The 25,329-nt window shown below is 47.2% G+C and carries 28 protein-coding genes; 19 read left to right on the plus strand and 9 right to left on the minus strand.

Going from position 1 to position 25,329, the window contains the following annotated elements; translation table 11 throughout:
• The first annotated feature begins 228 nt into the window (after positions 1-228).
• The 3 genes from KHO06_RS18320 (at position 229) to KHO06_RS18330 (ending at position 3,133) form a co-directional block, all read left to right on the plus strand.
• On the plus strand, positions 229-1,194 hold the full coding sequence (locus tag KHO06_RS18320) for an OmpA family protein (RefSeq protein WP_005432472.1): 966 nt from the start codon (positions 229-231) through the stop codon (positions 1,192-1,194).
• A gap of 118 nt (positions 1,195-1,312) precedes the next feature.
• Positions 1,313-2,182 (plus strand): LysR substrate-binding domain-containing protein, encoded by an 870-nt coding sequence (locus tag KHO06_RS18325; RefSeq protein WP_212583081.1) that lies wholly within the window; start codon positions 1,313-1,315, stop codon positions 2,180-2,182.
• Positions 2,183-2,347: 165 nt separating this feature from the next.
• A complete protein-coding gene (locus KHO06_RS18330) occupies positions 2,348-3,133 on the plus strand; it encodes a phosphotransferase (RefSeq protein WP_005432466.1) in 786 nt (261 codons plus the stop codon).
• On the opposite strand, the gene KHO06_RS18335 is transcribed toward KHO06_RS18330, so the two are convergent.
• Positions 3,130-4,020 carry a LysR family transcriptional regulator gene (locus tag KHO06_RS18335; protein WP_005432464.1) on the minus strand — a complete coding sequence of 297 codons (891 nt, stop codon included), beginning with the start codon at positions 4,018-4,020 and terminating at the stop codon, positions 3,130-3,132. The two genes, KHO06_RS18330 and KHO06_RS18335, sit on opposite strands and share 4 nt — an antisense overlap.
• 208 nt (positions 4,021-4,228) lie before the next feature.
• Here KHO06_RS18335 and KHO06_RS18340 point away from each other — a divergent pair, with 208 nt between their 5' ends.
• On the plus strand, positions 4,229-4,465 hold the full coding sequence (locus KHO06_RS18340; RefSeq protein WP_005432461.1) for a hypothetical protein: 237 nt from the start codon (positions 4,229-4,231) through the stop codon (positions 4,463-4,465).
• Between the two features lie 213 nt (positions 4,466-4,678).
• Positions 4,679-5,950 carry an Nramp family divalent metal transporter gene (locus KHO06_RS18345; RefSeq protein ID WP_212583082.1) on the plus strand — a complete coding sequence of 424 codons (1,272 nt, stop codon included), beginning with the start codon at positions 4,679-4,681 and terminating at the stop codon, positions 5,948-5,950.
• An 84-nt stretch (positions 5,951-6,034) separates the two neighbouring features.
• Here KHO06_RS18345 and KHO06_RS18350 read toward each other — a convergent pair whose 3' ends face one another.
• Together KHO06_RS18350 and KHO06_RS18355 are read right to left on the minus strand one after the other, a co-directional pair.
• Positions 6,035-7,510 (minus strand): MFS transporter, encoded by a 1,476-nt coding sequence (locus KHO06_RS18350; protein WP_005432455.1) that lies wholly within the window; start codon positions 7,508-7,510, stop codon positions 6,035-6,037.
• Positions 7,511-7,884: 374 nt separating this feature from the next.
• Complete coding sequence (locus KHO06_RS18355) at positions 7,885-9,255, minus strand: L-serine ammonia-lyase (RefSeq protein WP_212583083.1); 1,371 nt, start codon at positions 9,253-9,255, stop codon at positions 7,885-7,887.
• A gap of 144 nt (positions 9,256-9,399) precedes the next feature.
• Here KHO06_RS18355 and KHO06_RS18360 point away from each other — a divergent pair, with 144 nt between their 5' ends.
• A complete protein-coding gene (locus KHO06_RS18360; RefSeq protein ID WP_212583084.1) occupies positions 9,400-10,236 on the plus strand; it encodes a YdcF family protein in 837 nt (278 codons plus the stop codon).
• Between the two features lie 15 nt (positions 10,237-10,251).
• Here KHO06_RS18360 and KHO06_RS18365 read toward each other — a convergent pair whose 3' ends face one another.
• The gene (locus KHO06_RS18365) at positions 10,252-10,929 is read right to left on the minus strand and encodes a hypothetical protein (RefSeq protein ID WP_038890647.1); all 678 of its coding nucleotides are present in this window, start codon (positions 10,927-10,929) and stop codon (positions 10,252-10,254) included.
• Between the two features lie 262 nt (positions 10,930-11,191).
• Positions 11,192-11,452 carry a DUF333 domain-containing protein gene (locus KHO06_RS18370; RefSeq protein ID WP_005535975.1) on the minus strand — a complete coding sequence of 87 codons (261 nt, stop codon included), beginning with the start codon at positions 11,450-11,452 and terminating at the stop codon, positions 11,192-11,194.
• Between the two features lie 228 nt (positions 11,453-11,680).
• On the opposite strand from KHO06_RS18370, the gene KHO06_RS18375 reads away from it, so the two are divergent.
• Positions 11,681-12,199 (plus strand): NUDIX hydrolase, encoded by a 519-nt coding sequence (locus tag KHO06_RS18375; protein ID WP_045370804.1) that lies wholly within the window; start codon positions 11,681-11,683, stop codon positions 12,197-12,199.
• Between the two features lie 471 nt (positions 12,200-12,670).
• On the opposite strand, the gene KHO06_RS18380 is transcribed toward KHO06_RS18375, so the two are convergent.
• The 4 genes from KHO06_RS18380 to flgA form a co-directional block, all read right to left on the minus strand.
• On the minus strand, positions 12,671-13,348 hold the full coding sequence (locus tag KHO06_RS18380; protein ID WP_212583401.1) for a lytic transglycosylase domain-containing protein: 678 nt from the start codon (positions 13,346-13,348) through the stop codon (positions 12,671-12,673).
• Positions 13,349-13,394: 46 nt separating this feature from the next.
• Positions 13,395-13,832, minus strand: a complete 438-nt coding sequence (locus KHO06_RS18385) for a flagellar protein FlgN (protein ID WP_105066382.1) — start codon at positions 13,830-13,832, stop codon at positions 13,395-13,397.
• Positions 13,833-13,854: 22 nt separating this feature from the next.
• Positions 13,855-14,136 (minus strand): flagellar biosynthesis anti-sigma factor FlgM, encoded by a 282-nt coding sequence (gene flgM, locus KHO06_RS18390; protein ID WP_105066506.1) that lies wholly within the window; start codon positions 14,134-14,136, stop codon positions 13,855-13,857.
• A 137-nt stretch (positions 14,137-14,273) separates the two neighbouring features.
• The gene (gene flgA, locus KHO06_RS18395) at positions 14,274-15,071 is read right to left on the minus strand and encodes a flagellar basal body P-ring formation chaperone FlgA (RefSeq protein ID WP_212583085.1); all 798 of its coding nucleotides are present in this window, start codon (positions 15,069-15,071) and stop codon (positions 14,274-14,276) included.
• A gap of 79 nt (positions 15,072-15,150) precedes the next feature.
• Between flgA and flgB the strand changes: the two genes are divergently transcribed.
• The 12 genes from flgB to KHO06_RS18455 are packed head-to-tail and all read left to right on the plus strand — an operon-like array spanning position 15,151 to position 25,162.
• Positions 15,151-15,513 (plus strand): flagellar basal body rod protein FlgB, encoded by a 363-nt coding sequence (flgB, locus tag KHO06_RS18400; protein ID WP_005432433.1) that lies wholly within the window; start codon positions 15,151-15,153, stop codon positions 15,511-15,513.
• Between the two features lie 2 nt (positions 15,514-15,515).
• Complete coding sequence (gene flgC, locus KHO06_RS18405; protein WP_005432431.1) at positions 15,516-15,950, plus strand: flagellar basal body rod protein FlgC; 435 nt, start codon at positions 15,516-15,518, stop codon at positions 15,948-15,950.
• Positions 15,950-16,636, plus strand: coding sequence for a flagellar hook assembly protein FlgD (gene flgD, locus KHO06_RS18410; RefSeq protein ID WP_212583086.1), 687 nt, complete (start codon positions 15,950-15,952; stop codon positions 16,634-16,636). The genes flgC and flgD overlap by 1 nt, the downstream gene beginning before the upstream one ends.
• Before the next feature lie 26 nt (positions 16,637-16,662).
• Complete coding sequence (gene flgE / locus KHO06_RS18415) at positions 16,663-17,862, plus strand: flagellar hook protein FlgE (RefSeq protein ID WP_005432427.1); 1,200 nt, start codon at positions 16,663-16,665, stop codon at positions 17,860-17,862.
• A 12-nt stretch (positions 17,863-17,874) separates the two neighbouring features.
• Positions 17,875-18,606 (plus strand): flagellar basal-body rod protein FlgF, encoded by a 732-nt coding sequence (flgF, locus tag KHO06_RS18420; protein ID WP_212583087.1) that lies wholly within the window; start codon positions 17,875-17,877, stop codon positions 18,604-18,606.
• 39 nt (positions 18,607-18,645) lie between these two features.
• Complete coding sequence (gene flgG, locus KHO06_RS18425; RefSeq protein ID WP_005432423.1) at positions 18,646-19,431, plus strand: flagellar basal-body rod protein FlgG; 786 nt, start codon at positions 18,646-18,648, stop codon at positions 19,429-19,431.
• 32 nt (positions 19,432-19,463) lie between these two features.
• The gene (gene flgH, locus KHO06_RS18430) at positions 19,464-20,135 is read left to right on the plus strand and encodes a flagellar basal body L-ring protein FlgH (RefSeq protein ID WP_050910658.1); all 672 of its coding nucleotides are present in this window, start codon (positions 19,464-19,466) and stop codon (positions 20,133-20,135) included.
• A complete protein-coding gene (locus tag KHO06_RS18435; protein ID WP_212583088.1) occupies positions 20,135-21,256 on the plus strand; it encodes a flagellar basal body P-ring protein FlgI in 1,122 nt (373 codons plus the stop codon). The genes flgH and KHO06_RS18435 overlap by 1 nt, the downstream gene beginning before the upstream one ends.
• Positions 21,257-21,266: 10 nt before the next feature.
• Positions 21,267-21,824 (plus strand): rod-binding protein, encoded by a 558-nt coding sequence (locus KHO06_RS18440; RefSeq protein WP_212583089.1) that lies wholly within the window; start codon positions 21,267-21,269, stop codon positions 21,822-21,824.
• Positions 21,825-23,198, plus strand: coding sequence for a flagellar hook-associated protein FlgK (flgK, locus tag KHO06_RS18445; protein WP_212583090.1), 1,374 nt, complete (start codon positions 21,825-21,827; stop codon positions 23,196-23,198). It begins immediately after the preceding gene.
• A gap of 12 nt (positions 23,199-23,210) precedes the next feature.
• Complete coding sequence (flgL, locus tag KHO06_RS18450; RefSeq protein ID WP_005432410.1) at positions 23,211-24,110, plus strand: flagellar hook-associated protein FlgL; 900 nt, start codon at positions 23,211-23,213, stop codon at positions 24,108-24,110.
• An 11-nt stretch (positions 24,111-24,121) separates the two neighbouring features.
• Positions 24,122-25,162, plus strand: coding sequence for a flagellin (locus tag KHO06_RS18455; protein WP_103413881.1), 1,041 nt, complete (start codon positions 24,122-24,124; stop codon positions 25,160-25,162).
• The last annotated feature ends 167 nt before the right edge of the window (positions 25,163-25,329 follow it).

Consider the following 25,329-nt stretch of genomic DNA (forward strand, 5'->3'; position numbering starts at 1 on the left):
TTCATGCGCTGGTAAAGCAGTGTGCTCAAAACTTGGAAATCTTCGGATGAGCATCTTAATCAATGGTTTAATGGATAATCTCAAGTTAAGACATCGTTAAGGTGAATTAGTTCAGATTGTTGACGTAATTTGTAATCACTTGAAACAGTGTAGGTACTGACTGTCGTGATGACCGCTTTAAGGTGGTAAGAGAGTAGTCGGGTCACCTTCGCATTAAAGGTAAAAATAATGAAAAAAATCGCTCTTGCAGTGGCTACCGTTCTAGCTGGTGGCGTAATGTCGAATGTTGCTCTTGCTGACACTTACATCGGCGGTAAGCTAGGTTACAACGCTCTTAACGACGCATGTCACCTAGATGCGCCATGTGATGACGATAGCTTTGCTGCTGGCATGCACATCGGTTACAACTTCAACGAATACGTAGCTGCTGAATACGGCGTAGATTACCTAGGTAACTTCACTGCTAACTTCAACAAAGCTGGCCTAAACACAGTTGATGGTGACCTATGGGCACTAACTCTTGCTCCTAAGTTCAACCTACCACTAAATGATTCTTGGAACCTATTCGCTAAAGTAGGTGCTGCATACATGATGGCTGGTGACGAGAAAGATTTCGTACCAACTGGCTCTCTAGGTGCTGAATACCAAATCAACTACAACTGGAGCCTACGCGCTGAGTACCAACGTTACCAAGACATGTCTGATGACATCATCGACGACATGGATGCTGACTTCTTCGGTATCGGCTTCAACTACAAGTTCGGTTCTGAGCCAGTAGTTCAAGAAGAAGTAGTTGAAACTCGTCCAGCGACTCGCATCGTTGACCACGAGTACCCAGCTCAATCTACAACAGTACAATTCGGCCTAGAAAGCGCTGAACTACAAGACGCTTCTGCGTTCAACGGTACTGTTGAGCTAATGAACACTTACCCACAAGCTCAAGTTGAAATCAACGGCTACAGTGACACAACTGGTTCTGAAGCTTACAACCAACAGCTAACAGAGAAGCGTGCACAAGCAGTTGCTGAGCACTTCCAAGCTGAAGGTATCGCTGCAGACCGTATGACTGTTAAAGGTATGGGTGAAGCTAACCCAGTAGCTAGCAACGAAACTCGCGAAGGTCGTGAAGAGAACCGTCGTGTAGAAGTTGTTGTTCCAGCTTTCCAATACCAAACTGAAGAAGCTGCTCAATAATTCATTATTGAATCAGTGACTTTAAAAGCCAGCGTCTGACGCTGGCTTTTTTGTTTCCCTTCATTAATTTGTCACAGCTCCGTCATAGTATCTTCTACTAGTTTGTCTGGAGCCTGATATGCAAAACCTACCGCCATTAAATTCTCTGAAAGCGTTTGAAGCGACCGCCCGATTGCAAAGCTTCACCAAGGCGGCAGAGGAGCTCAATGTCACCCGTGCGGCGGTGAGTCAGCAAGTTAAATCCCTCGAAGCGTATTTGGATGCCACCTTATTTGAACGCAATGGCGCCCAGCTCAATCTGACTCAAGCAGCTCATGAATATTTACCTGTGGTAAGTCATGTTTTCCAAAGCTTGTCTGCGGCAACTCAGCACCTGTTCTCTAGACAACAACAAGCACAACTGACGTTACATGTGGCACACAGCTTCTGCTCTCAATGGCTCATGCCGCGATTGGCAGACTTTCACCGTCAACATCCTAAAATCAGCTTCAAAGTTTCTACTACGGCTAACGCGATGCCAAGTAACAGCGATATTGCGGATGTGGAGATCATCAATGGTTATGGAGAGTGGCAAAGTCAAAAAGCGATTCAACTGACGCGAGAAAACTGGATCGTTGTGGCAAGCCCAGGCTTTTTGAATCTCAATCCTGTCCGTGATTTGGCCGATTTGACTCGCTTACCAAAGCTCGCGACAGGTGGCTATCAGGAAACTTGGCAATGTTGGCTGGAACAGCAAGGATATCAAGGCACAAGCATAAAACTAACGGGGGAATTCGAGCACTCTTTGCTCGCCATTGAAGCGGCTGTGAATCAGCTTGGTGTGTTGTTGGTGCGTGATTTGCTCGTTGAAGACCACTTTCAGCAAGGCACATTAGTGAAAGTCGGTGAGTGGTCGATGCCAAGTCGAGGAGCTCATTACATGATCATTCGAGATGAAGAGAAGCCTCATGTGAAAGCTTTTGTTGATTGGATTATGCAAAGTTTATAAGCGTAATTTTAGGACCCAATCACAAGACGAATAATGACTGCGATTAAGCTAACAATCTGAAACATTATCAGCCTTCATGAGTAGAATTCGAGTGCTAAGATGATCGAGTACGTTTCATGTCGTCATCACTCACGGAGCTCGCGCTCTGGCTATCAAGGAGCAGTAATGGAAGCGTTAGAAGGGGGCAGGGAGAATGCCATTTATCGCAAGGGGGATCGAGTCAGTCGGCCTGCCAGTCATTGGACAATGACAGTTCATCAATTACTCCAACATCTACATAGTCATGGCTTTACTGCATGCCCAAAGGCGATTGCAATTGAGGGTGGCAAAGAGCTACTGACGTTCGTGGAAGGAGAAACCTACAATTACCCGCTCGAAGGTGAAATTGCCTCACTGACCGCATTGAAATCTGCAGCAAAGTTGCTTCGTCGTTTTCATGATGCATCAGAAAGTTTCCTCAAGAAAAATACACAAGATGTGCATCATTGGATGCTACCCGCCCGCTCGCCGCAAGAGGTGATCTGTCATGGTGATTTCATGCCTTATAACGTGGCGTTAGAAGACGATGTTGTAGTGGGGGTATTTGATTTTGATACGGCGCACCCAGCCCCACGTATCTGGGATATTGCTTTTTCGATTTACGGTTGGGCACCCTTCAAAACCGATAAAAATGACAAAATGGGTACACTGGAAGAGCAAATTCGTCGAGCGAAGATTTTTTGCGATGCCTATGGTTGCAGCCGATTAGAGCGTGAAGAATTAGTGGAAATGATGACATTACGTTTGACGGCTTTAGTTGATCACATGCGCGCAATGGCCGCCAGCGGTGATGCTCAGTTCCAAGCTAATTTGGAAGAAGGTCATCACCGAGCGTATTTGCAGGATATTGAATACATCAACAAACATCAACAAGCCATCACACTTGGTGTGCTCGGTGAAATCAAGTTCTAATCGAGTTTAGAGTGTTGCTTAATGATGGATTGAATCACGCTGAATAACCATTGGTTTTGCGGATCGTGCTGTTGTGATCGACGGCAGCTCATCACAAAGCTAACCCCAAGTTCCAGCCCGTTTGGTAGTTCGATACTTCGACAACATTCGGGCACATTCCCGCTCATGGTGATACCGAAGTGATCGGTTTTCATGATGATGTTGTGGATCATTGCTGGGTGTTCGATCTCGACTTTGGGCTTCACGTCAAAACCGATGTTCTTCAAACGATCCAATAATGGGTATTTGTGATCGTTCCAGCCGGGAGTTTTGAATAGTATGAAGGTGTAATCTTCTAAGGATTGGAAATCTTGCGCTGGGTGATCTTTTCGAACAAAGAACACTGCTTTACCCTTGCCCAGCTCTTTTTGAGCAATGGACTGAGGGAGATCTTCATCGAAGTAGTGGATCGCGATTGCGTTTTCCCCATCGATTATACGGTTTCGTGCATCCGCTCCCCATCTTAAAAACGAGTAGTTCGCATTGGGAGCTTGCTCTAGCAGTTGCAAGTAAAGCTTATCCCCGTATCGATCCCAGAATAGCGTATTCGCGTAAATAGCAACGTCTCCGGTGAAGAGAGATGGAGAAAATTCTTGCGGTTTGATCGCGTCAACACTGGTTAATATCTGCTCGAAGTGCGGCATGTTGGCTTCAACAAAGGAGGTCGGCTCAAAACCATTTTTGGTTTGAATGAAGAGAGGGTCGTCCAGTTGCGCTTTCATTTTGGTGAGATTTTTGCTGATGGCGCCAGATGTTTTTCCTAGGGATTCTGCCACCAAGCGCACGTTACGTAGCTCATACATACGCTTTAATACCAAGACGTTTTGCATATCCAGATTGATTGTCATTCTTCTACTCCAGCCAACGTTGCTACGGCATCATAACTCCGCCTCTCGTAATAAAAGACAGGGGATGGTCAATTCTAAGTTTATGGTAGAAAAGCGTTTTTTGACCTAGGGTTTCCATTTGGTAAATTCGGGTTTTCCTCGTGCTACTTAGCATGCGTTGCTAGAGTTTCTACATCGAAACGATGTACCACAGAAATCGAGGTGACGTATGAAAAAACTAATCGCACTAGGCTTAATGGTTTGTTCTGTAAATGTAGCATTCGCTGGTGATGGGTCATACACAGGTACAATTGATATGACAATGAGCCAAGCAAACCAAGTTGATGTGGAACGCGCGGATTCTAACCTAACGCTTAAAGGTCGAAATGATGCTACTTACGGTGGTGTTATGATTCAAACCGACGCTTCTAATCAACCGATTCAATTACGTGGCCGCCGCGACTGATCGACAGCACACGAAATCATCCCCGCTCTCAATGCCGCGTTTATCGCGGCATTGTTGTTTCTATTGAATGGAGTTTCCTTGATAGTTTTTGTTTATCGATAGCTCAAAATTAATTGCTGAAATCTTAATTACCACTTTTAGATATCTAGGTGATATTGATTCTCATTTGCGTGAGGGTATGATTCTTCTCATCGACAAGAGAGGAATACCACCATGAGTAATGCATCGATAAATCATGCATCCATACAGTTAGAGAACGCGGCTGTATCGAATGTTTCGGCGTTCAATAAGATTAAACGCAAATTAATGATGCTTGGTCCTGCATTTATTGCGGCGATTGGCTACATCGATCCAGGCAACTTTGCGACGAATATTGAATCGGGATCTTCATTTGGTTACCAGCTACTTTGGGTAGTGTTATGGGCGAACCTAATGGCGATGTTGATTCAGTATTTATCCGCCAAGCTAGGTATTGTCACAGGCAAAAATCTCGCAGAGCATCTACGTGACCACCTACCGAATAAGTGGGCAGTAGGCTTCTACTGGATCCAAGCGGAAATCATTGCGATAGCGACAGATCTTGCTGAGTTTATCGGTGCGGCGGTGGGCTTTCAGTTGGTGTTTGGCATCAGCTTGATGGAAGGAGCGATGATCACTGCAGTTGCTACTGTGATGATTCTGATGCTTAACCAGAAAGGTCAAAAACCGCTAGAGGTGGTGATTGGTTCACTTTTGATGTTGGTGGTGGTTATCTACATTGCTGAACTGTTCTTTGCACACCCTGCGGGCGGTGAAATGGTGAAAGGTCTGCTGACTCCAACGTTTACGGATTCCCACCAAATCTACCTTGCTGCCGGTATTCTTGGCGCAACAGTGATGCCTCATGTGATTTATCTTCATTCAGCATTGTTCAAAAACAGTTACGGTGAAAGCACAAAAACCCGCCTTCGTACCACTCGTTTTGATGTATTGATTGCGATGGTGATTGCAGGTTTTGTGAATATCGCGATTGTGGCGATGGCAGCTGCGGTCTTCCATTACTCAGGCAACCAACATGTGGCGGAAATTGAAACAGCATATATGACGCTAACGCCATTGGTAGGTAAAGCTGCTTCTGTGTTGTTTGGTGTTTCGTTGATTGCTTCAGGCTTGTCTTCTACCGTCGTTGGTACAATGGCAGGTCAGGTGGTGATGCAAGGCTTTGTACGCTTCTCTATCCCAATGTGGCTAAGACGCTTTATTACTATGGCACCTTCGTTTGTGGTGATTGGTTTGGGCATGAACACCACAGATATTTTGGTGATGAGCCAAGTGGTGTTGAGCTTTGGTATTGCGCTGGCGATTATCCCATTGCTTATCTTTACCAACAGTGAACGTTTGATGGGGGAGTTCAAAAACAACAAATGGGTGTCTTATGCCGGTGTGGTGATTGTTTCTTTGGTATTGGCACTAAACGCTTACTTAATGGTAACGCTTACAGCGTAGCAATGGCGCTTTGATAACAAACTCTGTCGATAAAAAAACGGAAGCTACTGAGCTTCCGTTTTTGTGTTTAGGTGAAATGGGTAATTAGTTTTGCTCAACCACTTCCAATTCAGTTTCACTTTGTTTTGCCGCTTCAAGCATCTTACGAATGATGAATGATGCGCCCAAGGCAATCGCAACCATCACAACCGCTAGGATAGTCAGCAGTTGGAAGTATTCGCCGTAAACGTGTTGTACGATCTCTTGGGTGATCTCTTGACCTTTTTCTAGTGCGATAGAAGTCGAGAACGCGGCACCAACGATACCACTTAGCGCGATAGCTACTGAGAACAAGCTTACAGAGAAGTTCTCAATGTGCTTAGGTGCAACCGATAGGATGAATGCTACTACCATTGAACCTACGATAACTTCTGCGATCGCTTGGAAGAAGTGAATCGCTAGGAAGATCTCAGGCATGATAATGACGTCTTCGCCAACGGTCGTTACCGCGAAGGTTAGGATGCCGAATGCGATAGCGGTTAGCACGAATGCCAATGCAATCTTAGTTGCTGTTGATAGGTGAATGTCGCGTTTTTCTAGCATGCCAAAGAAGCCAGCAACGATAGGGCCACCAACCATACACCATAGCGGGTTCATCGCCATTGCAGCTTCAGGCTCTAGTGGAATGAAGCCAAACAGAGAACCTTTTAGTGTGTTGATCGCTACCATGTTCATTGAAGTCATCATCTGACCGTAGTAAACGAAGAAACAAGTGGTTAGGAAGGTAACGATAAGGATGGTACCCATCTTCAATGATTCCGCTTTGCTTGCTTTCAACATCAAAGAAACAAAGTAAAGAATTGCTGCACCGCCAATGGCGTAAACGATGTTTTGACCGATATCCATGTTAGAGAACATGAAGAATACCAGTGCAATCATTGCCGCTGAGATGATCGCGAAGAAAATCCAGTTCTTCATGCTTACGCTTTGACGATCCAGATCAGAAGCAACGCCAACCAAGCCTTTACGGAACACAAGTAGCATAATCAATGCTGCGCCAGCCATCACTGCTGAAATAGTGAAACCACCATTAAAGCCGATGATCAGCACAATCATTGGGAACAAGTATTGACCTAGGAAAGCGCCCACGTTGTTCACTGAGTAGTTGATTGGATAACCTTTCTCGAAATCTTCTTGAGACTTAAAGGTACGTTTGTACAGGCTAGGGTAAGAAGGTGACATTAAACCACGGCCGTAACTTGCTAGTGCGATACCACACATAGAAAGCGGTACGTTGGTTGCCGAAGCCCCAAGAACAAGCAGCACGTAACCAGATGCGAATGCTAGGAAGGCAATCGATAGAGAACGGTAAGCACCTAAAAATTTATCAGCGATGAAACCGCCAGCAATCGCAAATAGGGGGCCAATCGCCGAAAAGGCACCCACGATCATCATGGTATCAGCTTCGTTGTAATTCAGATCCTCTAAGAAAAAACGCGTTAGACTGACCAACACGCCATAAAATGATAAGCCAAACATCATTTGGCAGAACATCATAGATTTATTTAGTTTATTCCACATAATTAAATACTCACTATTGCGAGAAAGGTAGTTATTATTTCTGTTAAATGTTACTTAAACGGTATGTTACATATTGAAACAATTGTCGCATAAAACGAATTTAATGCACCAAAATTTCTAATGCGAAACGTTTGCCTTACTAATGTGTTGTTCTAGATCAACTAGAAATTACGTGAATAAATGACCAAAAAGTAACAATTTATAAGATGATTGTTCTGAGGTGGTTTTTAAGGTTTTGAAATGTCGCTGAAATAATATGCAATAGAGAGTGGGGCAGGAGATGATGTAATTTGGGCGTAAGAAAGAAGACGTTGGCGGAATTTTGTCCGCCAACAATGAGAATTATTAATCAGCAATAGCTGATGTAAAGTATGCTATTCGCATGGTGGCGCCATATGAATCACTGCCAGACCACCAAGTGATGTTTCACGGTATTTTTTATTCATGTCTTTACCAGTCTGGTACATGGTTTCGATAACTTTATCTAATGAAATAAGACATTTGCTGGTGCGCTTCAGTGCCATGCGTGATGCGTTGATGGCCTTCATCGCGCCCATCGCATTTCGTTCGATACACGGAACTTGAACCAAACCGCCAATTGGGTCGCAGGTCATGCCTAGTGAGTGCTCCATGGCGATCTCTGCGGCAATACAGATTTGTTCATTACTGCCACCGCGCAGTGCGGTTAAGCCTGCTGCTGCCATCGAAGACGAAACCCCGACTTCACCCTGGCAACCTACCTCTGCACCGGAAATAGAAGCGTTGGTTTTGTATAAAATACCAATCGCCCCCGCGACTGCTAAGAAGTCCTTCAACTGTTTGTTGTCCAGCTCTTTGATGAAGCGGTGGTAGTACATCAGTACCGCAGGGATAACGCCGGCCGCGCCGTTGGTTGGGGATGTAACTACTTGGCCACCCGCGGCATTCTCTTCACTTACCGCGAAAGCAAATAGGTTAATCCAATCCATGATCTCCATTGGATCGTTTTCTACGGCCGCATTCGCTTCGAGCTTTTTAAGTAGGTTTGGTGCACGGCGTGTCACATTCAACCCGCCTTCAAGAATACCTTCGGTATCGAAGCCACGCTGCATACACAGCGACATCACTTTCCAGATCTGTTCGGCTTTTTGGTCGATCTCTTCCTGCTCACGAAACGCGCGTTCGTTTTGCAGAATCATTCCGCCCAAGCTCAAGCCGTTTTGTTCTGCTTTCTCTAGCATTTCATCGGCTGATTTGAACGGATAACACACTTGTACTTCCGCTTCGCTGCTGCCGTTTTCCAGTTCGGCAGCGGTTGCAATAAAGCCACCGCCAATGGAGTAGTAAGTCTCAAACGCGACTTGATCGCCAGCCGCATCAAAAGCCGTAATGGTCATGCCATTTTCATGCAATGGGAGGTTGTCGCTGTGGAAGACGATATCGTGATCATAATTAAACACGATCTCATGCACGCCAGCGACAGAGAGCGTGCCATGTTCAATGGTATGTTGCAGTGCACTCTTGGCACTGGTCATCTTGATGGTATCGGGTTTGTTGCCCATCAAACCAAGTACGGTAGCACGGTCAGTATGGTGACCTTTGCCTGTCAGCGATAAAGAACCATAAAGGTCAACTTGCACCTTGTGCACTTTCGCCATAGAGTCGCTAAGTAGTTGAGTGAAATGGTAACCTGCGAGCATTGGGCCATTGGTGTGGGAACTGGATGGACCGACACCGACTTTAAAAATATCGAAAATCGACAGCATAATTGACTTCCTTTCTTTACGGACCTTTATTCAGGTCTCTAGAATGACATTGTTAATTAGATGTTAATGCCTGAGAGGGTATTGGCAAAGCAATTTTTTGTATACAAATTGTTCGCTAAAGTATGAGTAATTGAGATCTCGGTAATGAAGTTAAACAAAGTAGTGATCATTCTGGGTAAACGCTTGGTACACGATAAGCTAAGCGCTGAGGGCTGCTCCCGTGTTGAAGCATTGTCTAATGTTTTAAGCGAGCTGTGCTTTGATACTACGGCATTGGTGTTCTGTGGCGGGATAACTCAAAGTCAGACAGTATCTGAAGCGGATGCAATGTACGGTTACTTTCGTCATCTGATAGAGGTAAAAGGCGTCGACTTTCCAGAGCAGCAAGTGATCATCGAGAACCGTTCACTTAATACGGTGCAGAACATGCAGAATGCCGCCGCAGAACTATTGCAGAGTGGCCTTTGTCAAACAGGCCAAACCATTGAAGTCACGCTGCTTTCCAATGACTACCACTTGGAACGGATTATTGAGATTCAAACGCTGATGGACGAACAAGGCCTGTTGAGAGTGTTGAAATCGCGCTGCGAGGAAATGGGGGTTCACCTCAATATTCCCCTCAAAGTATCTAAACACATTAGTGTGCCATACCCTCATACAGGCGTGTTAGCTGAGGCGTTTCTGCTATTTGATGAGCTTACGACCTACCGAGTGTATCTAGAAGGCGTAAAGCGTGATGTATTTAAGCGTGATTTGGCTGAGGTACGAGCAGAGCCATTAGCAATCGCTCGTCGATCTATAGAGAGGCTGCAAGTGTTGCAGTTAGGACAAGATGTTCAAAGGCAAATTGCAGATATGAAAAAGGCCATCGAAATGACAGCCTTTGATGATTCTGTTTATGCCGCAGAGCAAGCGCTAGCGGTATTCCATCCGATTCTTACGTCGCTGAACCTGCGACTTGATCCTGAGGCAAATACCTAGGCCAGCGAGCGTAACTTATTGACGTTTTAGCTCGCGGCGTGTGCGTACTGCACTGAGCGCGATTAAGCTGTAACAAAGTAGCTCAATACCTTCTTCTGAGATGTTCTTCACATCGCGTACGTAGTGCTCACCCATTACGTGCTGCCAGAAGCTGCCCATTCCGTATAGACGAGAGAACACCAACAATAAGATCACCGAGCCGATAAGCAGCTTCATGTATGGTGATTGTAAGATGGTTGCCATTTCATTTACGGTACCTTTACCGCCTTGGTAAGCTTTCGCACAAGCCAGCGCTGTTACCGCAAGAGCAGGGAATACCCAAGAGCCGTGGTGAATCATGTCGAACCAGTAATCCATCTCACGGATCATCAATACAGCGAAGAAGCCTGAGATAAGAATGGCAGCATGGGATACATGGCTTTCTTGTCTAGAGACGCGGAAGAAAGACCAAGACGCAACGGCCAGCATGATCAATTGCAATGTTTCAGTGACGGACGTTTCACCCAAGGTTGAGCCTAGTAAAACGTAATCCACGCGGATACTTAAGTTCACTAGAATACTAATTGCAACGATGGTCAACGCACTCAACATCGATTTGTAGATGATGCGTTTTGACTCTTCAGTCACTTTTGAGTTTTCAGCAACAAGGTTGGATTGTGCCGATTCGGCTTGTTTGACAGTATCTGTTTTCATCCTGACCACCCGCTCCAATAAAAATGTGGAAAAAACGTGAAATTTCGTGATGTGCGCGAGGAATTTTATTGACCGGTTGGAAAGTAATGTCAGGGGAACGTCAGGAATAAAACGCCGTTCGATATCGTGTCGCTATGCGGTAAGGCCGATGGATAAAGGGGTAAGTATCAGAAAGTAGGGAAATTTACGGTAAACAAAAAGGAGCTTAAAGCTCCTTTATTGATAATAATGTAATCTTAGATTGCGCAAATGTTAACGGTGTTCACGATTCGCCATCTTCTTTATGATTGTTGCGGTAGTATTCCCATTGCTCAAAACGCTCGTTTTCAGACAATTGGCAGTACGTTACACGCTCGCCATTTTCTGTAACAGTATCTAGCTCGCCGCCTTGTTGCACGCAGTATACCGCTGCTGGGTTTGCTGCTGCCGTGTATTCATTTGAGCGAGTTGCACCTTCATAAGTTGAACAACCTGCCAACACCATCGCTGCTGCCACTGCCGTTACTAAAGTTGTCTTTTTCATTCTTGATCTCCGCATGGGATTAACGAGTAGTGTGTTGATTATAGGAGAGTTTCAGAAAAATATTGTCTTATGTTTGTTAAAAGCACGAAGCTTGTAAGGGAATTATGTGCAATCTTAGAATTCGCTCACTGTTCAGTGAAAGTTGTTTCAATAGACCTCAAATTGAAACTTGGGAATGCGCATGAATTTCGGTAGTATGCGCGCAAAACATTCACAGCGGAATCTGCGATGAGACATTTGAAAACCACTACGCACCCAGACATCGAGCATCTCGATGACAAAATCATCTTCCAACGCAATGCGGCGCGCGCCATTGTATTAGACGGTGAAGATGTCCTGCTTCTTTACACAGAGCGTTATCACGATTACACGCTGCCTGGCGGTGGCATCGATGACGGTGAGGATGTGATTGCAGGTTTGGTACGTGAGCTGGAAGAAGAAACCGGTGCGAAGAACATTCACAGCATCAAGCCTTTCGGTATCTTCGAAGAATTTCGTCCATGGTACAAAGACGATGCGGATGTGATGCACATGACGTCATACTGCTACACGTGCAAGATCGACCGTGAGTTGGGTGAAACGTCTTATGAAGATTACGAAGTGAAAAATGGCATGCGCCCAGTTTGGATGAATGTACACGACGCGATCGCGCATAATGAAAATACGATGGCAGAAAGCCCGAAGAAAGGCATGAGCATCGAACGTGAAACCTTCTTGCTCCAGTTGATCTCGAAAGAGCTTCTATAGTTCACGCTTATTCGGCGACAGTACTCTTCACCCTTCTCAAATTTCCGGTCTTCGTTTACGAAACGGCTTTTTAACGTTTCAATTTGTAAACATCAGCCAATAAAAAAAGTCCGAGCTCCCCCCCGGAACCCGGACTTATTCCAGACGCGCAAGCGAAGCGTCATCTCGATATTCTGTTTTTTTGTATCAATCTGTGAAAACAATAGCTGTTTTATATTTGTTGTGTAAATAATTAATAGGTCTAACTATCCGTTTTCACTTTGTTTGCACGCGTAATGTGATGGATATCTAGGCAATATACAAGTGCAAGTTGGTAAATTATCAGCAAACCACTGCTCTTTCTTATCTTTGAGATACATTACCGTAACTTTTATGCACGCGTTTGCATCGAGATCACGAGTTTGTAAATTGGCGGAATAGGATCTTGTGTTTTTACGTGCTTCTGACATTGGTAGCTTTTAGTGAGAATGTTCACAATTCCACGAGTGGCGGTAATCGACTAAGGTCTATAAGCGGTTCGGTGTAGGTCGAGGAATGATTCGCAAACAAAAGTAGCGGCTGGAAAGAATCGAAGCGCAGTTTCTGAATACTGACCAAACGTTCCAGCGCGTAAAAGCGATTGACGTATTGCTGAGTCTCTTTCGGCAATGTGAGTGCTTTGAAATCTCGACTGCCAGCCTTCTTTATCGCTCTAGCGACACGGCCTTCGCCTGCGTTATAAGCTGCAAGGGTTAGCGCGATATCTTGATCAAATTTGTTATACAAAAACGCCAAATACGCCAATGCGGCTTTCGTGCTGGCTTTGGTATCAAAACGCTCATCCTGACTATTCGTTACTTGCAAACCAAAGCGTGTTGCCGTGGCAGGGATCAACTGCCAGAGGCCCGCAGCATTGGCGTGCGAGACGGCTTTGGGGTTATAGGAGGATTCCAGCATCGGCACCAGCACAAAGTTTGCGGGCAGAGATTTTTGCTTAAGCTGCTTAAAAATATGATCGAGTAGCGGGCTAACGGAATCGAGACGTTGGTTAATTTGTGTTTGGTAAGGAGCAAGTACTTGGAATTGTTGCTCGATGGTTTTGTTGTGCGGCTTGGCCAAAGTCAATGGAGACAAGAAGGTCAAGCAGAAAACAAAAAAGCCTACAGTCATCGACCGGGATGGCGGAAGACTCTGTAGGCAAAGCGAGAATCGTTGCTTAGAACGAACGCTCTTCATAAGTGTGATGCACAGGTTGTTTGAGTTGACTGACTAACTCTTGGAACGCTGCAGAGCTTTGGCCATTGCTCTGATTGTCCTGTTGGCATTGTTTCACCAAGGATCCCAACAGCGTCCATTGTTTTCTCGCTTGCGTACCAATCTTGGCGGGCAAGGCATTGAAAATACGATTCACACTGGTCTCATTACAAGGCAATCCGAGTTTACGCATTAACTGGCTTCTTTCACTTGCAGAACGACCAAGCTGATTCAAAATCGGCATTTGTTTTTGAATATTCTCGTTTAGCGCCTCACCATCGAACTTCAAATACAGTGCTTTTTGCTGCTGAATCAGCCCCGATAGTTGCTGGTAGAGTTTGACGTCTTCAGCGATAGAGCGAACAAACTTCTGAATGTGATGCGATGCCGTCGTTGCCATGCATGACTCCTAGTGCGTTGTGTTACTCGTGACCAGTGTGAAATTGCATTACTGCTTTAGATAATGCTTGGGTATCTAGATTCAGTTCACCACGAGCTAACGCATTACGAATTTGTTCAACCTTCACCATGTCTACGTCTGGTAAGGATTTCATTTCAGCTTGAGCGCGATCGATCGCGGCTGTATTCGTTTGGAATGTAGGCTCGTTAATCTTGCTCTGTGCGACGGTGTCGACTGGCTTTTTGCTCGCCTGCTGGAATTTAGTTTGTGGGACATGACCGCCCGCGACCTTGTCGATTTTCATGCTGTTGTCCTCAATCATCATGTTCTAAATCGAATAGGCGACTAGGGTGTGATGAACATTAAATATTTATTTTTGTACTCGAAGTTCGCCTACGCTGACGAGCATCTAAATCGAAAAATGATAACCTGAGTCCAAAATCAAAATTGGGTATGCACCTGATTGAGCCCCGTTACGACAGCGCGTATCACCTTGCCAGAACTGGTGTTTTCTACCTCAATTTGCTGACCTTTCTTGCCTTGTTCTAAGGCGACTCCCTTGGTACTGGCACTAAACCCATCCTTGCTGGCGATGATGATCACTTCGTTGCCTTTCTCGATCAGTGGTGGAGAGCTTAAGTTGGTTGGGGCAATGATTTGGCCTGCTCGAATTCGGCGAGTGGTCTCAAGCCCAATGGCTTGGTTTGCTTTTGTGAAGAAATCGTCTTGGCGTGAAATTGTGCGCGTCTCAGTTTTTAAGTTCGAGGCTGAGATGGATTCGTTACGTCCAATCGTACTGGTGGCAACGAGAACGGGAAGTGTCACCGTCGATTTAATGGTCACGTTAATTCTCCATGGAGAGCTAACGTCTTCGCAACTGACCGCACGTTTTAAATTACCAACAGGTAACGGCCGATTATCGCGTCCTGCGATTGCCAAAGGTGTGTCACAAACAGGCAGGTGATTGGCAGAGCCTGGCACCCATATTTGATAGTCGAGTTGGTAAGCACTCCACTGACGAGAGTGTGCCACTTGCGCCACCTCTTGCTCAAATTGCTCGCCGACGATGGCTTTTAACTCGTCTACGGTGAGGTTTTTCTCATTCGCTAAAACACTGAGTGAGCTTGCACTCAAAACCAAACCACAAAGCAGCATGATTGAGGGAAATTGACCTTTCCCCTTGGTTTGAATGGTTTCCGTAAACCGGAAGCGAGGCTTCCTTCCTTGTTTGTAATTCATTGATATATATAACTAAATTTTATGGCATGCATCTTGTTTTGTTATTCGGTGTATTCGAGCCGATTTTAAGGAAAGATGCATGGCGATCACATTCGAAAATGCGTTAGGTGTACATCCAGAGGCACTCAATTTTCGCGTTCAGCGTACCAAAGTCCTCGCCAGTAACCTAGCAAATGTTGATACCCCAGGGTACTTGGCAAAGGACCTAAGCTTCACCACCGTGATGAATCAAATGTCAGCGGGCAGTGTGAACAAACCGGTGCCGAAGTTTCAGGTTGAGGCGCAATATTCGGTGCCTTACCAAAACAGCAAAGACGGCAACACTGTGGAACTGGGCGTTGAACAAGCCAAGTTCACGCAAAACAACATGGACTTTCAAACCAGCCTGACGTTTCTCAACATGAAATTCAGTGGCTTGGCGAAAGTGATTGAGGGACGTTAAACATGTCATTTACTGATATCTATTCAATCACTGGCTCGGCGATGACGGCGCAAACCGTTCGCCTGAACACGGTAGCCAGTAACCTTGCCAACGCCGATGCGGTGTCTGCCAATCCGGATGATGCCTACAAAGCACTCAAACCTGTGTTCGCGACTGTGTATCAGAAAACGCAGATGGCGACAGAAAACGGTGTTTATCCGAATGCGGAAGTGCGCATTGTAGATGTGGTGCAGAACGCGGGTCAGGCAGAAAAACGCTTCGAACCTAACAACCCGTTAGCGAACGACGAAGGCTACGTGTACTACCCAGACATTGATGTGGTGTCAGAGATGGCCGACATGATGTCCGCAACGCGCAGCTTTGAAACTAACGTGGAAGTGCTGACGAATGTGAAAAGCATGCAGCAAGGTCTGCTTCGACTAGGGCAGGGTAATTAATGAGTCTCGCACAATACACCGCGCTCTCTTCTGACGCACCAGTTGCCACTACCGCTAGTGGTGATACCGGCGGCATTTCTGCCAACCCATCGGATATGAACAGCGCAACGTCACTGCAAAACGAGTTTATCTCGCTCATGGTGGCGCAAATTCAAAACCAAGATCCACTTAACCCGCTTGATGGCACTGAGTATGTCAGCCAGTTAGCGCAATTTTCGCAAGTTCAAAGTACTGAAAACATGTCGATGCTGATGCAAAACAGCATGGTATTGCTCGACAACATGCAGGTGCTTTCAACGGCGGGGTTGGTTGGTCAAACCGTGTATGTCTCTTCGAATGAGTTTGAACTTGGTGAAGGCGTGCAAAGCGGCAAGGTCGAGCTAGAACACGGTTCGAACCAAGTGACGTTAGTCGTCAAAGATGAGTTCGGCCAATCAACCAAAGTGCCTTTAGGTGCGCACGGTACAGGTGACGTTGAGTTCTCGATCAATCCAGAAGAGCTTGGTTTGAAACCGGGTAAATACACCGTTGCGGTGGAAGTTCAAGAGGGGCAAAAGAGCCCAAATGTTTTGCTGGCAGGTACGGTTGAGCAGGTTCGTATTCCTAGCTCAGGTGGCGCAGCACTGGTCAATGTTCAAGGCGTTGGCAACGTTCCTTTCTATCAAATCACTCAGTTTGGTGCTTAACCAAATAAGGAAATCAGAGGTTATTTATGAGTTTTAACATCGCACTTAGTGGTCTGGACGCGACCAACACAGAGTTAAACACCATCAGCCACAACATTGCCAACGCATCAACGTACGGCTTTAAAGGTGGCCGCACAGAATTTGCAGCGGTTTACAACGGCATGCAACCGGGCGGCGTAGAAGTGGCGTCGATTTCTCAGAACTTCGATAAGAATGGTTCGGTGACAGGCACAGGCCGTGCAATGGACTTGGCGATCAACGGCAGCGGCTTCTTCGTGACGAAAGATCACATGGGGCAGATGCTTTACACTCGTGCGGGTGTGTTTGGTACTGATAAGAACAACTTTGTGACCGCAAATAACGGTGCCAAGTTGCAAGGTTACAGCGTAGACAACAACGCGAACCTTCAAACTGGCTCTGTTGGTGACATCAAAGTATCTACTTCTTCACTTAACGCAAAAGCGACCGACAATCTGGACTTTGTGGCGAACTTCGATGCAAGCGCAACGGCAGTCGATCAAGCGGTTTACCCATTCGATTCTTCCGATCCAAACTCATTCAACTCTTCTTACACCACTAAGGTGTACGACTCACTTGGCAACTCGCACACGGTAACTCAGTACTTCACGAAGACATCAGATAACGAATGGCAAGTGAACGTGGAAGTTGACGGTGCACCAACGACGCCAGCAACGGCTCAAACGGTTCAATTCAATACTGACGGCACGCTAGCTTCTCCAACAGGTTCTTTCAACGTTGCATTCCCAGCGGCGGGCGCAAACGCAATGAGCATTGATATCAGCTTGAACGGTAGCACTCAGTTTGGCGCTGCGTTTGGCGTGAGCACCAACAACCCGAATGGTTACACCTCAGGTGAGCTTGCGGGCGTTCGAGTGGAAGACAACGGCATGGTTTACGCGACTTACACTAATGGCCAGTCTCAGCTGCAAGGTCAGGTTGTGCTTGCGGATTTCGCTAACACGCAAGGTCTATCGAAAGTGAGCGGCACGGCTTGGACACAAAGCTTTAGCTCTGGCGCGCCAATCATGGGTGTTCCGGGTACAGGCACATTGGGTGACTTAACACCCGGTGCGCTAGAAGGCTCTAACGTTGACTTAACCAGTGAGCTGGTTGCACTTATGACGGCGCAGCGTAACTACCAAGCGAACGCGAAAACCATTTCGACCAATGACAAGCTGACTCAAGCTCTGTTCAACGCGGTGTAATGGGAGAGTCGCATGGATAGCTTGTTATTTACTGCCACATCGGGTGCGAGTCGAGTTCTTAAGGCTCAGCACGTACGTTCGAACAACTTATCGAACGCTGACACCGCAGGTTTCCGTGCCGATATGGAACGCGTTCGCAGCGTTGAGCTACAAGGTGCGGGCTTTGATGGCCGCACCATGGTGGTGACCAACTCAGCCGCAACGCGTTTTGATTCTGGCGACATCATGAAAACCGGTCGTCCTCTCGATGTGGCGATCATGGGCGAGGGCTACCTCACCGTTGAAACGCCAATTGGCAATGAAGCATACACCCGAGCGGGCAACATCAAAGTCGATACCTTTGGTGCAATGAGCATCAATGGCTTCCCGGTTGTCGGTGAAAACGGACCAATCGTTGTGCCTGATTTTCAGAAGATTGAAATCAGTGAACGTGGCCGTGTTTCTGTGATTCCTCCGGGTGGTGGTGCAGAAGTGGAAGTGGGCACCTTGAAGATGGTGAAACCACCAATCAACCAACTGCAAAAAGAGAGCGACAGCTTGCTACACAGCTTAGATGGTGTGCCTTTCCCAGCGGATGAAACCGTGCAGCTTTCTCCAGAGCACATTGAAGGCAGTAACGTGTCTGCCATTGATGAGTTGCTGAGCGTGATGTCGTTGACACGTAACTTCGAAATGCAAGTTCGCATGATGAAAACCGCAGAAACCTTGGCGCAAGCCGGAAACAAATTGATGGCGGCGAGATAACCCTCTCACCAAGGGATTCTCGTCCAAAGGAGATAACCAATGCATTCAGCATTATGGGTAAGTAAAACGGGCATGGCAGCTCAAGATACCAAAATGACTGCCATCTCTAACAACCTAGCGAACGTTAACACGGTCGGCTTTAAGCGTGACCGCGTGGTGTTTGAAGACTTGTTTTATAGCATTCAGCGTCAGCCGGGCGCGCAAGTCGACCAGGTGAATGAACTGCCAAGCGGTGTTCAGCTTGGTTCTGGTGTTCGCGTAGTCGGTACGCAGAAAGTCTTCACTCAAGGCAACACACAAAATACCACTCAAGAGTTGGATTTAGCGGTGATGGGGCAAGGCTTCTTCCAAATCGAAAACTCTGACGGTCAGATCATGTACACGCGTAATGGTCAGTTCCACATCAACTCAGAGGGTTTGATGGTTAACAGCCAAGGTTTGCCACTAGAGCCACAAATTCAAATCCCGGACAACGCGATTTCGTTCTCTGTGGGTGTGGATGGCACGGTAACAACCACATCCGCTGACGATCCAACGCCGCAGCAGTTGGGTCAAATCACGCTGGCGAAGTTCATCAACCCAGCGGGTCTAGAAGCCGTTGGCGGTAATTTGTTCCGTGAGACAGAAGCAAGTGGTCCTGCTGATGAGTTAATTGCGGGCGAAGACGGTGCAGGCAGCATCAAACAGGGCGCTTTAGAAGGCTCAAACGTGCAGGTAGTGGAAGAGATGGTCGACATGATCACCACTCAACGCGCGTACGAGATGAACGCCAAAGTGGTTTCTGCCGCAGACGACATGCTGAAGTTTGTCGCGCAATCGATGTAAGTAAGAAATTGGTGATGATGAAGGAAAAAGCAATGAAATGGCTTTCGAAGAGTTGGGCAGTTGCCGTCGTGTTGCTGGTGGGATGTGCAGGTCGTGATGAGTTTATTCCGCCTGAACCAAACACAGAGGAATACGCGCCACCAGTGTTGGATTACACCTTGCCAGAGACCAAGTCCGGCAGCCTTTATCGTCACCAATACACCATGACGTTATTTCAAGATCGCCGAGCCTACCGAGTCGGTGATGTTTTGACCGTGCAGCTCTCTGAAGAAACCTCTTCAAGCAAGAAAGCGGGCACACAGTTTGGCAAAAGCTCAACCGTAGACTTTGCCGCGCCAACCATTGGCACCAAAACCATTGATGAGCTAGGTGTGAGTGTCGATGGCAGTCGCAGCTTTGATGGCAGCGCATCCAGCTCGCAAGGTAACAAATTACAAGGTGCGATCACCGTGACGGTACATGAGGTACTGCCAAATGGCGTGCTTCGCATTAGCGGTGAAAAGTGGCTTCGACTTAACCAAGGCGACGAGTTTATTCGTCTAACGGGCATCGTGCGTGTTGATGACATCAACCGCAGCAACCAAGTGTCTTCTCAACGTATTGCGGATGCTCGTATTACCTACGCTGGTCGTGGCGCATTAGCCGACAGCAACGCAGCCGGGTGGCTGACTCAGTTCTTCAACAGCCCATGGGTACCATTCTAATGAAGCCAATTAATGCATTCTTTACCTCTTTCCTATTGGCTCTGACCTTGGGACTTCCTGCCACTTCACATGCCGAAGTGGAAATTCCGATCATGGACTTGGTGGATGTGCAGGGCATCCGAGAAAACCAATTGGTCGGTTACGGTTTAGTCGTGGGCTTGGCCGGTCAAGGCGACCGTAACCAAGTGAAATTCACCGCTCAATCGATTACCAACATGCTGCGCCAATTTGGTGTTCAGATTGATGACAGCATGAACCCTAAATTACGTAACGTGGCGTCCGTAAGTGTTACCGCATCTGTTGACCCAATGGCGGGACCGGGTCAAACACTGGACGTAGTAGTTTCTTCTATCGGCGATGCGAAAAGCTTACGTGGCGGCACGTTACTGCTGACGCCACTGCGCGGTATCGATGGCGAAGTGTATGCCATCGCTCAAGGTAGTGTGGTGGTGGGGGGCTTATCCGCCGAGGGTAAAAGCGGCTCTAAAGTAGAAGTAAACACACCAACCGCTGGCCGAATTCCTAATGGAGCAACGTTGGAGCGAGAAATCGAAACTGATTTTAACCAGCGTGACGAAATCACGTTGAATCTGCGCAAACCAAGCTTCACCACGGCGAAGAACATCGCCCGTGAAATCAACAATACCTTTGGTCCAAACGTAGCGAAAGCGATCAACAAAGCGCGCGTCGAAATGCGTGCACCGATGGACACCCAACAGCGTGTCACCATGATGTCGATGTTGGAAGAAATGAGCGTGGAAGAAGGTCGTAAGCCAGCTCGAATCGTCTTCAACTCACGTACTGGCACCGTCGTCATCGGTAAAAATGTCAAAGTGGGTGAAGCGGCAGTAAGCCACGGCAACTTGACTGTTCGAATCTCTGAATCTCAACAAGTCAGCCAACCGAACGCGTTTGCTGATGGCGAGACCAAAGTGGTGGATCAAACCCAAATCGATGTGAACGAAGAACAAGCGCAAATGGTGATTTGGCCTCCGGGCACGGAACTGAACACTATCGTCAACGCTGTAAACAGCCTAGGCGCGACGCCAACGGATCTGATGTCGATTCTGCAAGCATTGAATGAAGCGGGCGCGCTGAATGCTGAGCTTGTGGTGATTTAAGGAGTTAGCGATGAAGTTAGACACGAGCGGCGATCAAGCACAACTCAATACCATGCTGTATCACGACAACAGCGCCCTAGCGAGCATCAAGAAAAGCCGCGATCAAGAAGGCGCTCTTGAAGTGGTTGCGGGTCAATTCGAGGCGATGTTCCTACAAATGGTGCTACGTCAAATGCGCAGCAGCAGTGATGTATTGGCCGACAAAGATAGCCCGTTTGCTAGCCAGCAACAAGGTGTGTTTCGCGATATGTACGATGGGCAATTAGCGATGGAGTTGGCGAAAAAACAGAACTCTGGTATCGCCAATATGCTGATCCAACAACTCCAACAACTTAGCCCTTCAATGCGCGAAGTGGCGTTCGACCAATCACGTAATGTCTCTCCGGCGAACGATGGAAAAGTGGTCAGCCTTGAACGCACATCACAACTTGAAAACGATGAAATCGCGATGAAGACCGACGCAGTTAATCCCACGCTGCAAGCGGTCGCCTCTGTTAAACAAGTGCTCGGTGAAGCCGGAATGACGACCGCATTTACTCAGCCGCTGATCAGGAAAATGGAGCTGTAAATGAACCTTGTTAATATCGCCCTTTCAGGCTTAAACGCGAACCGTGTGGCGTTGGATGTGACCGCGCAAAACGTAGCTAACATCAACACGCCGGGATACAGCCGACAACAAGCATTGATGGCTTCTGTTGGTGACGGTAAGTACAACAAGCTCAGCCCTGGAATGGGTGTTGAAGTGACGAGCATTCGCCGTGTCACAGACCAATTCTTGGTGAAGCAAACGTGGTCGACCAACAGTTTAGCGGCTTATTCGGCAGGTTATACCACCGCCATGAGCCAGCTTGAAAACACGCTTGGTGCGGATGGTTTTAGCGTTTCTGCGGGGTTAGATTCCCTTAATGCTGCACTGAATGATGCCACAGTAAAACCAGAATCAATCCCATACCGTCAGCAAATCATTAATGAATCGGAAGCGTTAGCACGCCGATTCAATACGTTAACCGAGTCGCTTCACAATCAGCACAAGGACATGAGTGATCAGCGTAATGCCGCGTTGAGCCATGCCAATAGCTTGGTGGCGAACATTGCTCAGGTAAATAAGCAGATTGTCGAAATGCAAGGCACAGGTGGTAACCCAGCGCAGTTGATGGACACTCGCGATGTGTTGATTGGTGAGCTTTCTCAAATCGTTGAAATCAAAACTACCGACCAACCAGACGGTAGCATGCAAGTGACACTCGCTTCTGGTCAGCCTTTGGTAATGGGATCGGATTATGGTCAGCTGGCAGCAAAGCCAGACCCAAGCGACCCATATATTGCGGATTTGAGTGTCGAATTCGCCTCGCAAAGCTTTGTCATTGACCATTCGGTAGGCGGCAAGTTGGGCGCGATTAACGATTATCAAACCGAAGTGTTAAAGCCAAACCAAGTCGCTTTGGATGACATGGCAAAAGCATTGGCGGATGAATACAACGCGGTGCTGGCGACAGGCCAAGATCTCAACGGCAATCCGGGCAAGCCATTGTTTAGCTACGATCCGGCGAACCCAGCAGCGAGCCTAACCATTACCAATATCAGTGCGGAAGAATTAGCGTTCTCCAGCGATGGCACTCCGGGTAATGCAGATGTGTTGAATGACCTAATTCAACTGAGCAATAAGCCGGTTTCAGTTACAGGTTATGGCTCGCTGAGCTTAAACGATGCGTTCACCGCAATGGTCGGTGAAACGGCGATCAAAGCACGCCAAGCAGAAGCGGATTATGAAGCTAAGGCGGCAATGAACAAACAAGCGCATGCCGCGCGCGACAACGTCAGTGCGGTGAACAGCGATGAAGAAGCGGCGAATCTGATGACATTTGCTAACGCACATAACGCCAACATGAAAGTCATTAGCACCGCTAACCAGCTTTTCGACTCTGTATTGCAGTTATTCTAAAAGGAACCCGAGATGCGAATCAGTGACAGTCAATTTAGCCAAATGATGCTGCAAAGCTTGCAAACCAACAACGCAGGTTTGGGGCATGTTCTTCAACAAATGGCCACGGGTGACCGATTAACCAAGCTTTCTGACGATCCTATGGCGTCGATAAAGCTGCTGAACCTTGAACGTGAAAACAGCGCAATTGGCCAGTATCAGAGTAATATCGCAAATCTTAAAACCACACTCTCTGCGCAAGAAACCCATTTGGATTCGGTCAACGAGAGCTTAAAGAGTGTGCGTGATTTGGTGCTTTGGGGCGCGAACGGCACATTAACCGATGAAGATCGCAGCGGCATGATCATCGAGCTAAAAAGCTACCGTGATTCGATTGAATCCTCATTCAACGCGCAAGATGAAGAAGGCCACTACCTGTTTTCTGGTACTCAGACGGACACGCCTGCGGTGAGTAATGCAGGCGGTGCGTACCAAGTTGATGGTAACAGTGACAAGCGCGTGGTCACCGTTGCGAAGGGCGTGACCATGGATTCCAACATGACGGCAAAAGAGATTCTGGAGCTTGGTGGCGGCGATAATGTTTTGAACCAAATCGATGCTTTGATTGCAGAATTTGAGAACCCGAGTCCGAATTTTCAAGCGGAAGTAGACGCTAGCTTATCTGCCATTGATGATACCTTGGCGAACGTACTGGGGGCGATGACAGAAATTGGTGGCCGCCATAACAACCTCGACCTAATGGACAGCGCACACGGTGAAAACAAGCTGTTCGTTGATAAGGTGACCAGTGACTTATCGGCATTGGATTACGGTGAGGCGTCAGTACGTTTGAGCAACTACATGGCAGCGTTACAAGCAACGCAAGCTAGCTACGTGAAGATCAACGATCTCAACCTGTTTGATCGTATTTAAGGAAGTTTTGTATGGTGATGAGCACAGTAGAGGTAAGACCCCATAGCATACGCTTAGGTGGGCAAGAACAAGCCTCTATCATGCCAACCCGCTCAGCGGATTCGAGCAGTGCGATTAAGCCGCGTCCTACGCAAGTTCAGGCTGACACCGCGTCAGCCTATTCCGTTTCCGGTATTCAGCTTACTCAAGGCCAGCAACAAGCAACCGCGGTGCAAATCGCCTCCAAATCGTTGCAAGTGATTGGTAAAGAGCTGACTCAAATCAAGCGAGGTTTGACCCAAGCAGTCAACCAAGGCGTGCAGAACGTTCCCGGTTTGCAAGAAGGGCTAGTACGTTCTAAAGCGTCGATTCAGCAAGTGGTTGAACAGGCGCGCTTTGACGGTCAGAAAGTAATTGATAACGAACTGCACCTAAAGCTGGATAAAGCAGATATTCGCCGTTTCTCCATTCCCGGTTTGAACGTGCATCGTTTGAGTGAGAAAGCCGAGCAAATCCGCTTAGACTTTCCGCAAGGTCAATCGGTGATGATCCAATTTGATGGTCAAGCCGATGGTGCGCGCACCGTGAAAATGCTCGACCGCAGTTTGATTGCGATGGGCATGCGAGCATCACTGGCAGAAGACGGCACCATTTTGTTTGAAGCGCGCGATACGGCATATCAACAAATGCAGCAAAAGGTGCTAGTGACGGGTGAAGGTCATCGTTTTCCTGCAGGGCAAGCGAATGTTCTGAACCTAAAATCAGAACCGGATGGCATCGCTGAACTGAGCTTTGATTTAGGATCTCGTGATGGCATAAAGCAAACCATCGCCAAAGTGAATCAGCATATAAGACAAGTGCAAACCAGCTTGGAAGAAGCCAAAGTGTTTCATGGTGAGTTGAACTCACAAATGCGTACTGTGCAGAGCCAATCCAAGCAGTTAAGTGCTGCTGATGTCAATGCGAAACTCGATGGCTTTATGGCCACTTCCGGTCAGTTTAGCTCGACATTCCAAGCGCTGAATGCACAAGCGAATGTTCGTCGTCATACGGTTGTGGCGCTGTTGAAATAGCGCTTTAAGAACACTCCAAGATTCCTTTCTCAATTCATCGGTGGTTGCGTAACCCAGAAAAGAGTTGGGAATCACCTTTCTAGTTCGCGATTAAAAGAGAGATTCCAGACATTTCGTTCCTCAGTTCTGGAATGACGATCTTTGGATATTGAGTTCTATGAACTTCG

The sequence above is a fragment of the Vibrio sp. B1FIG11 genome (genome assembly GCF_905175335.1).
In the GTDB taxonomy this organism is placed as follows: Bacteria; Pseudomonadota; Gammaproteobacteria; order Enterobacterales; family Vibrionaceae; genus Vibrio; species Vibrio campbellii.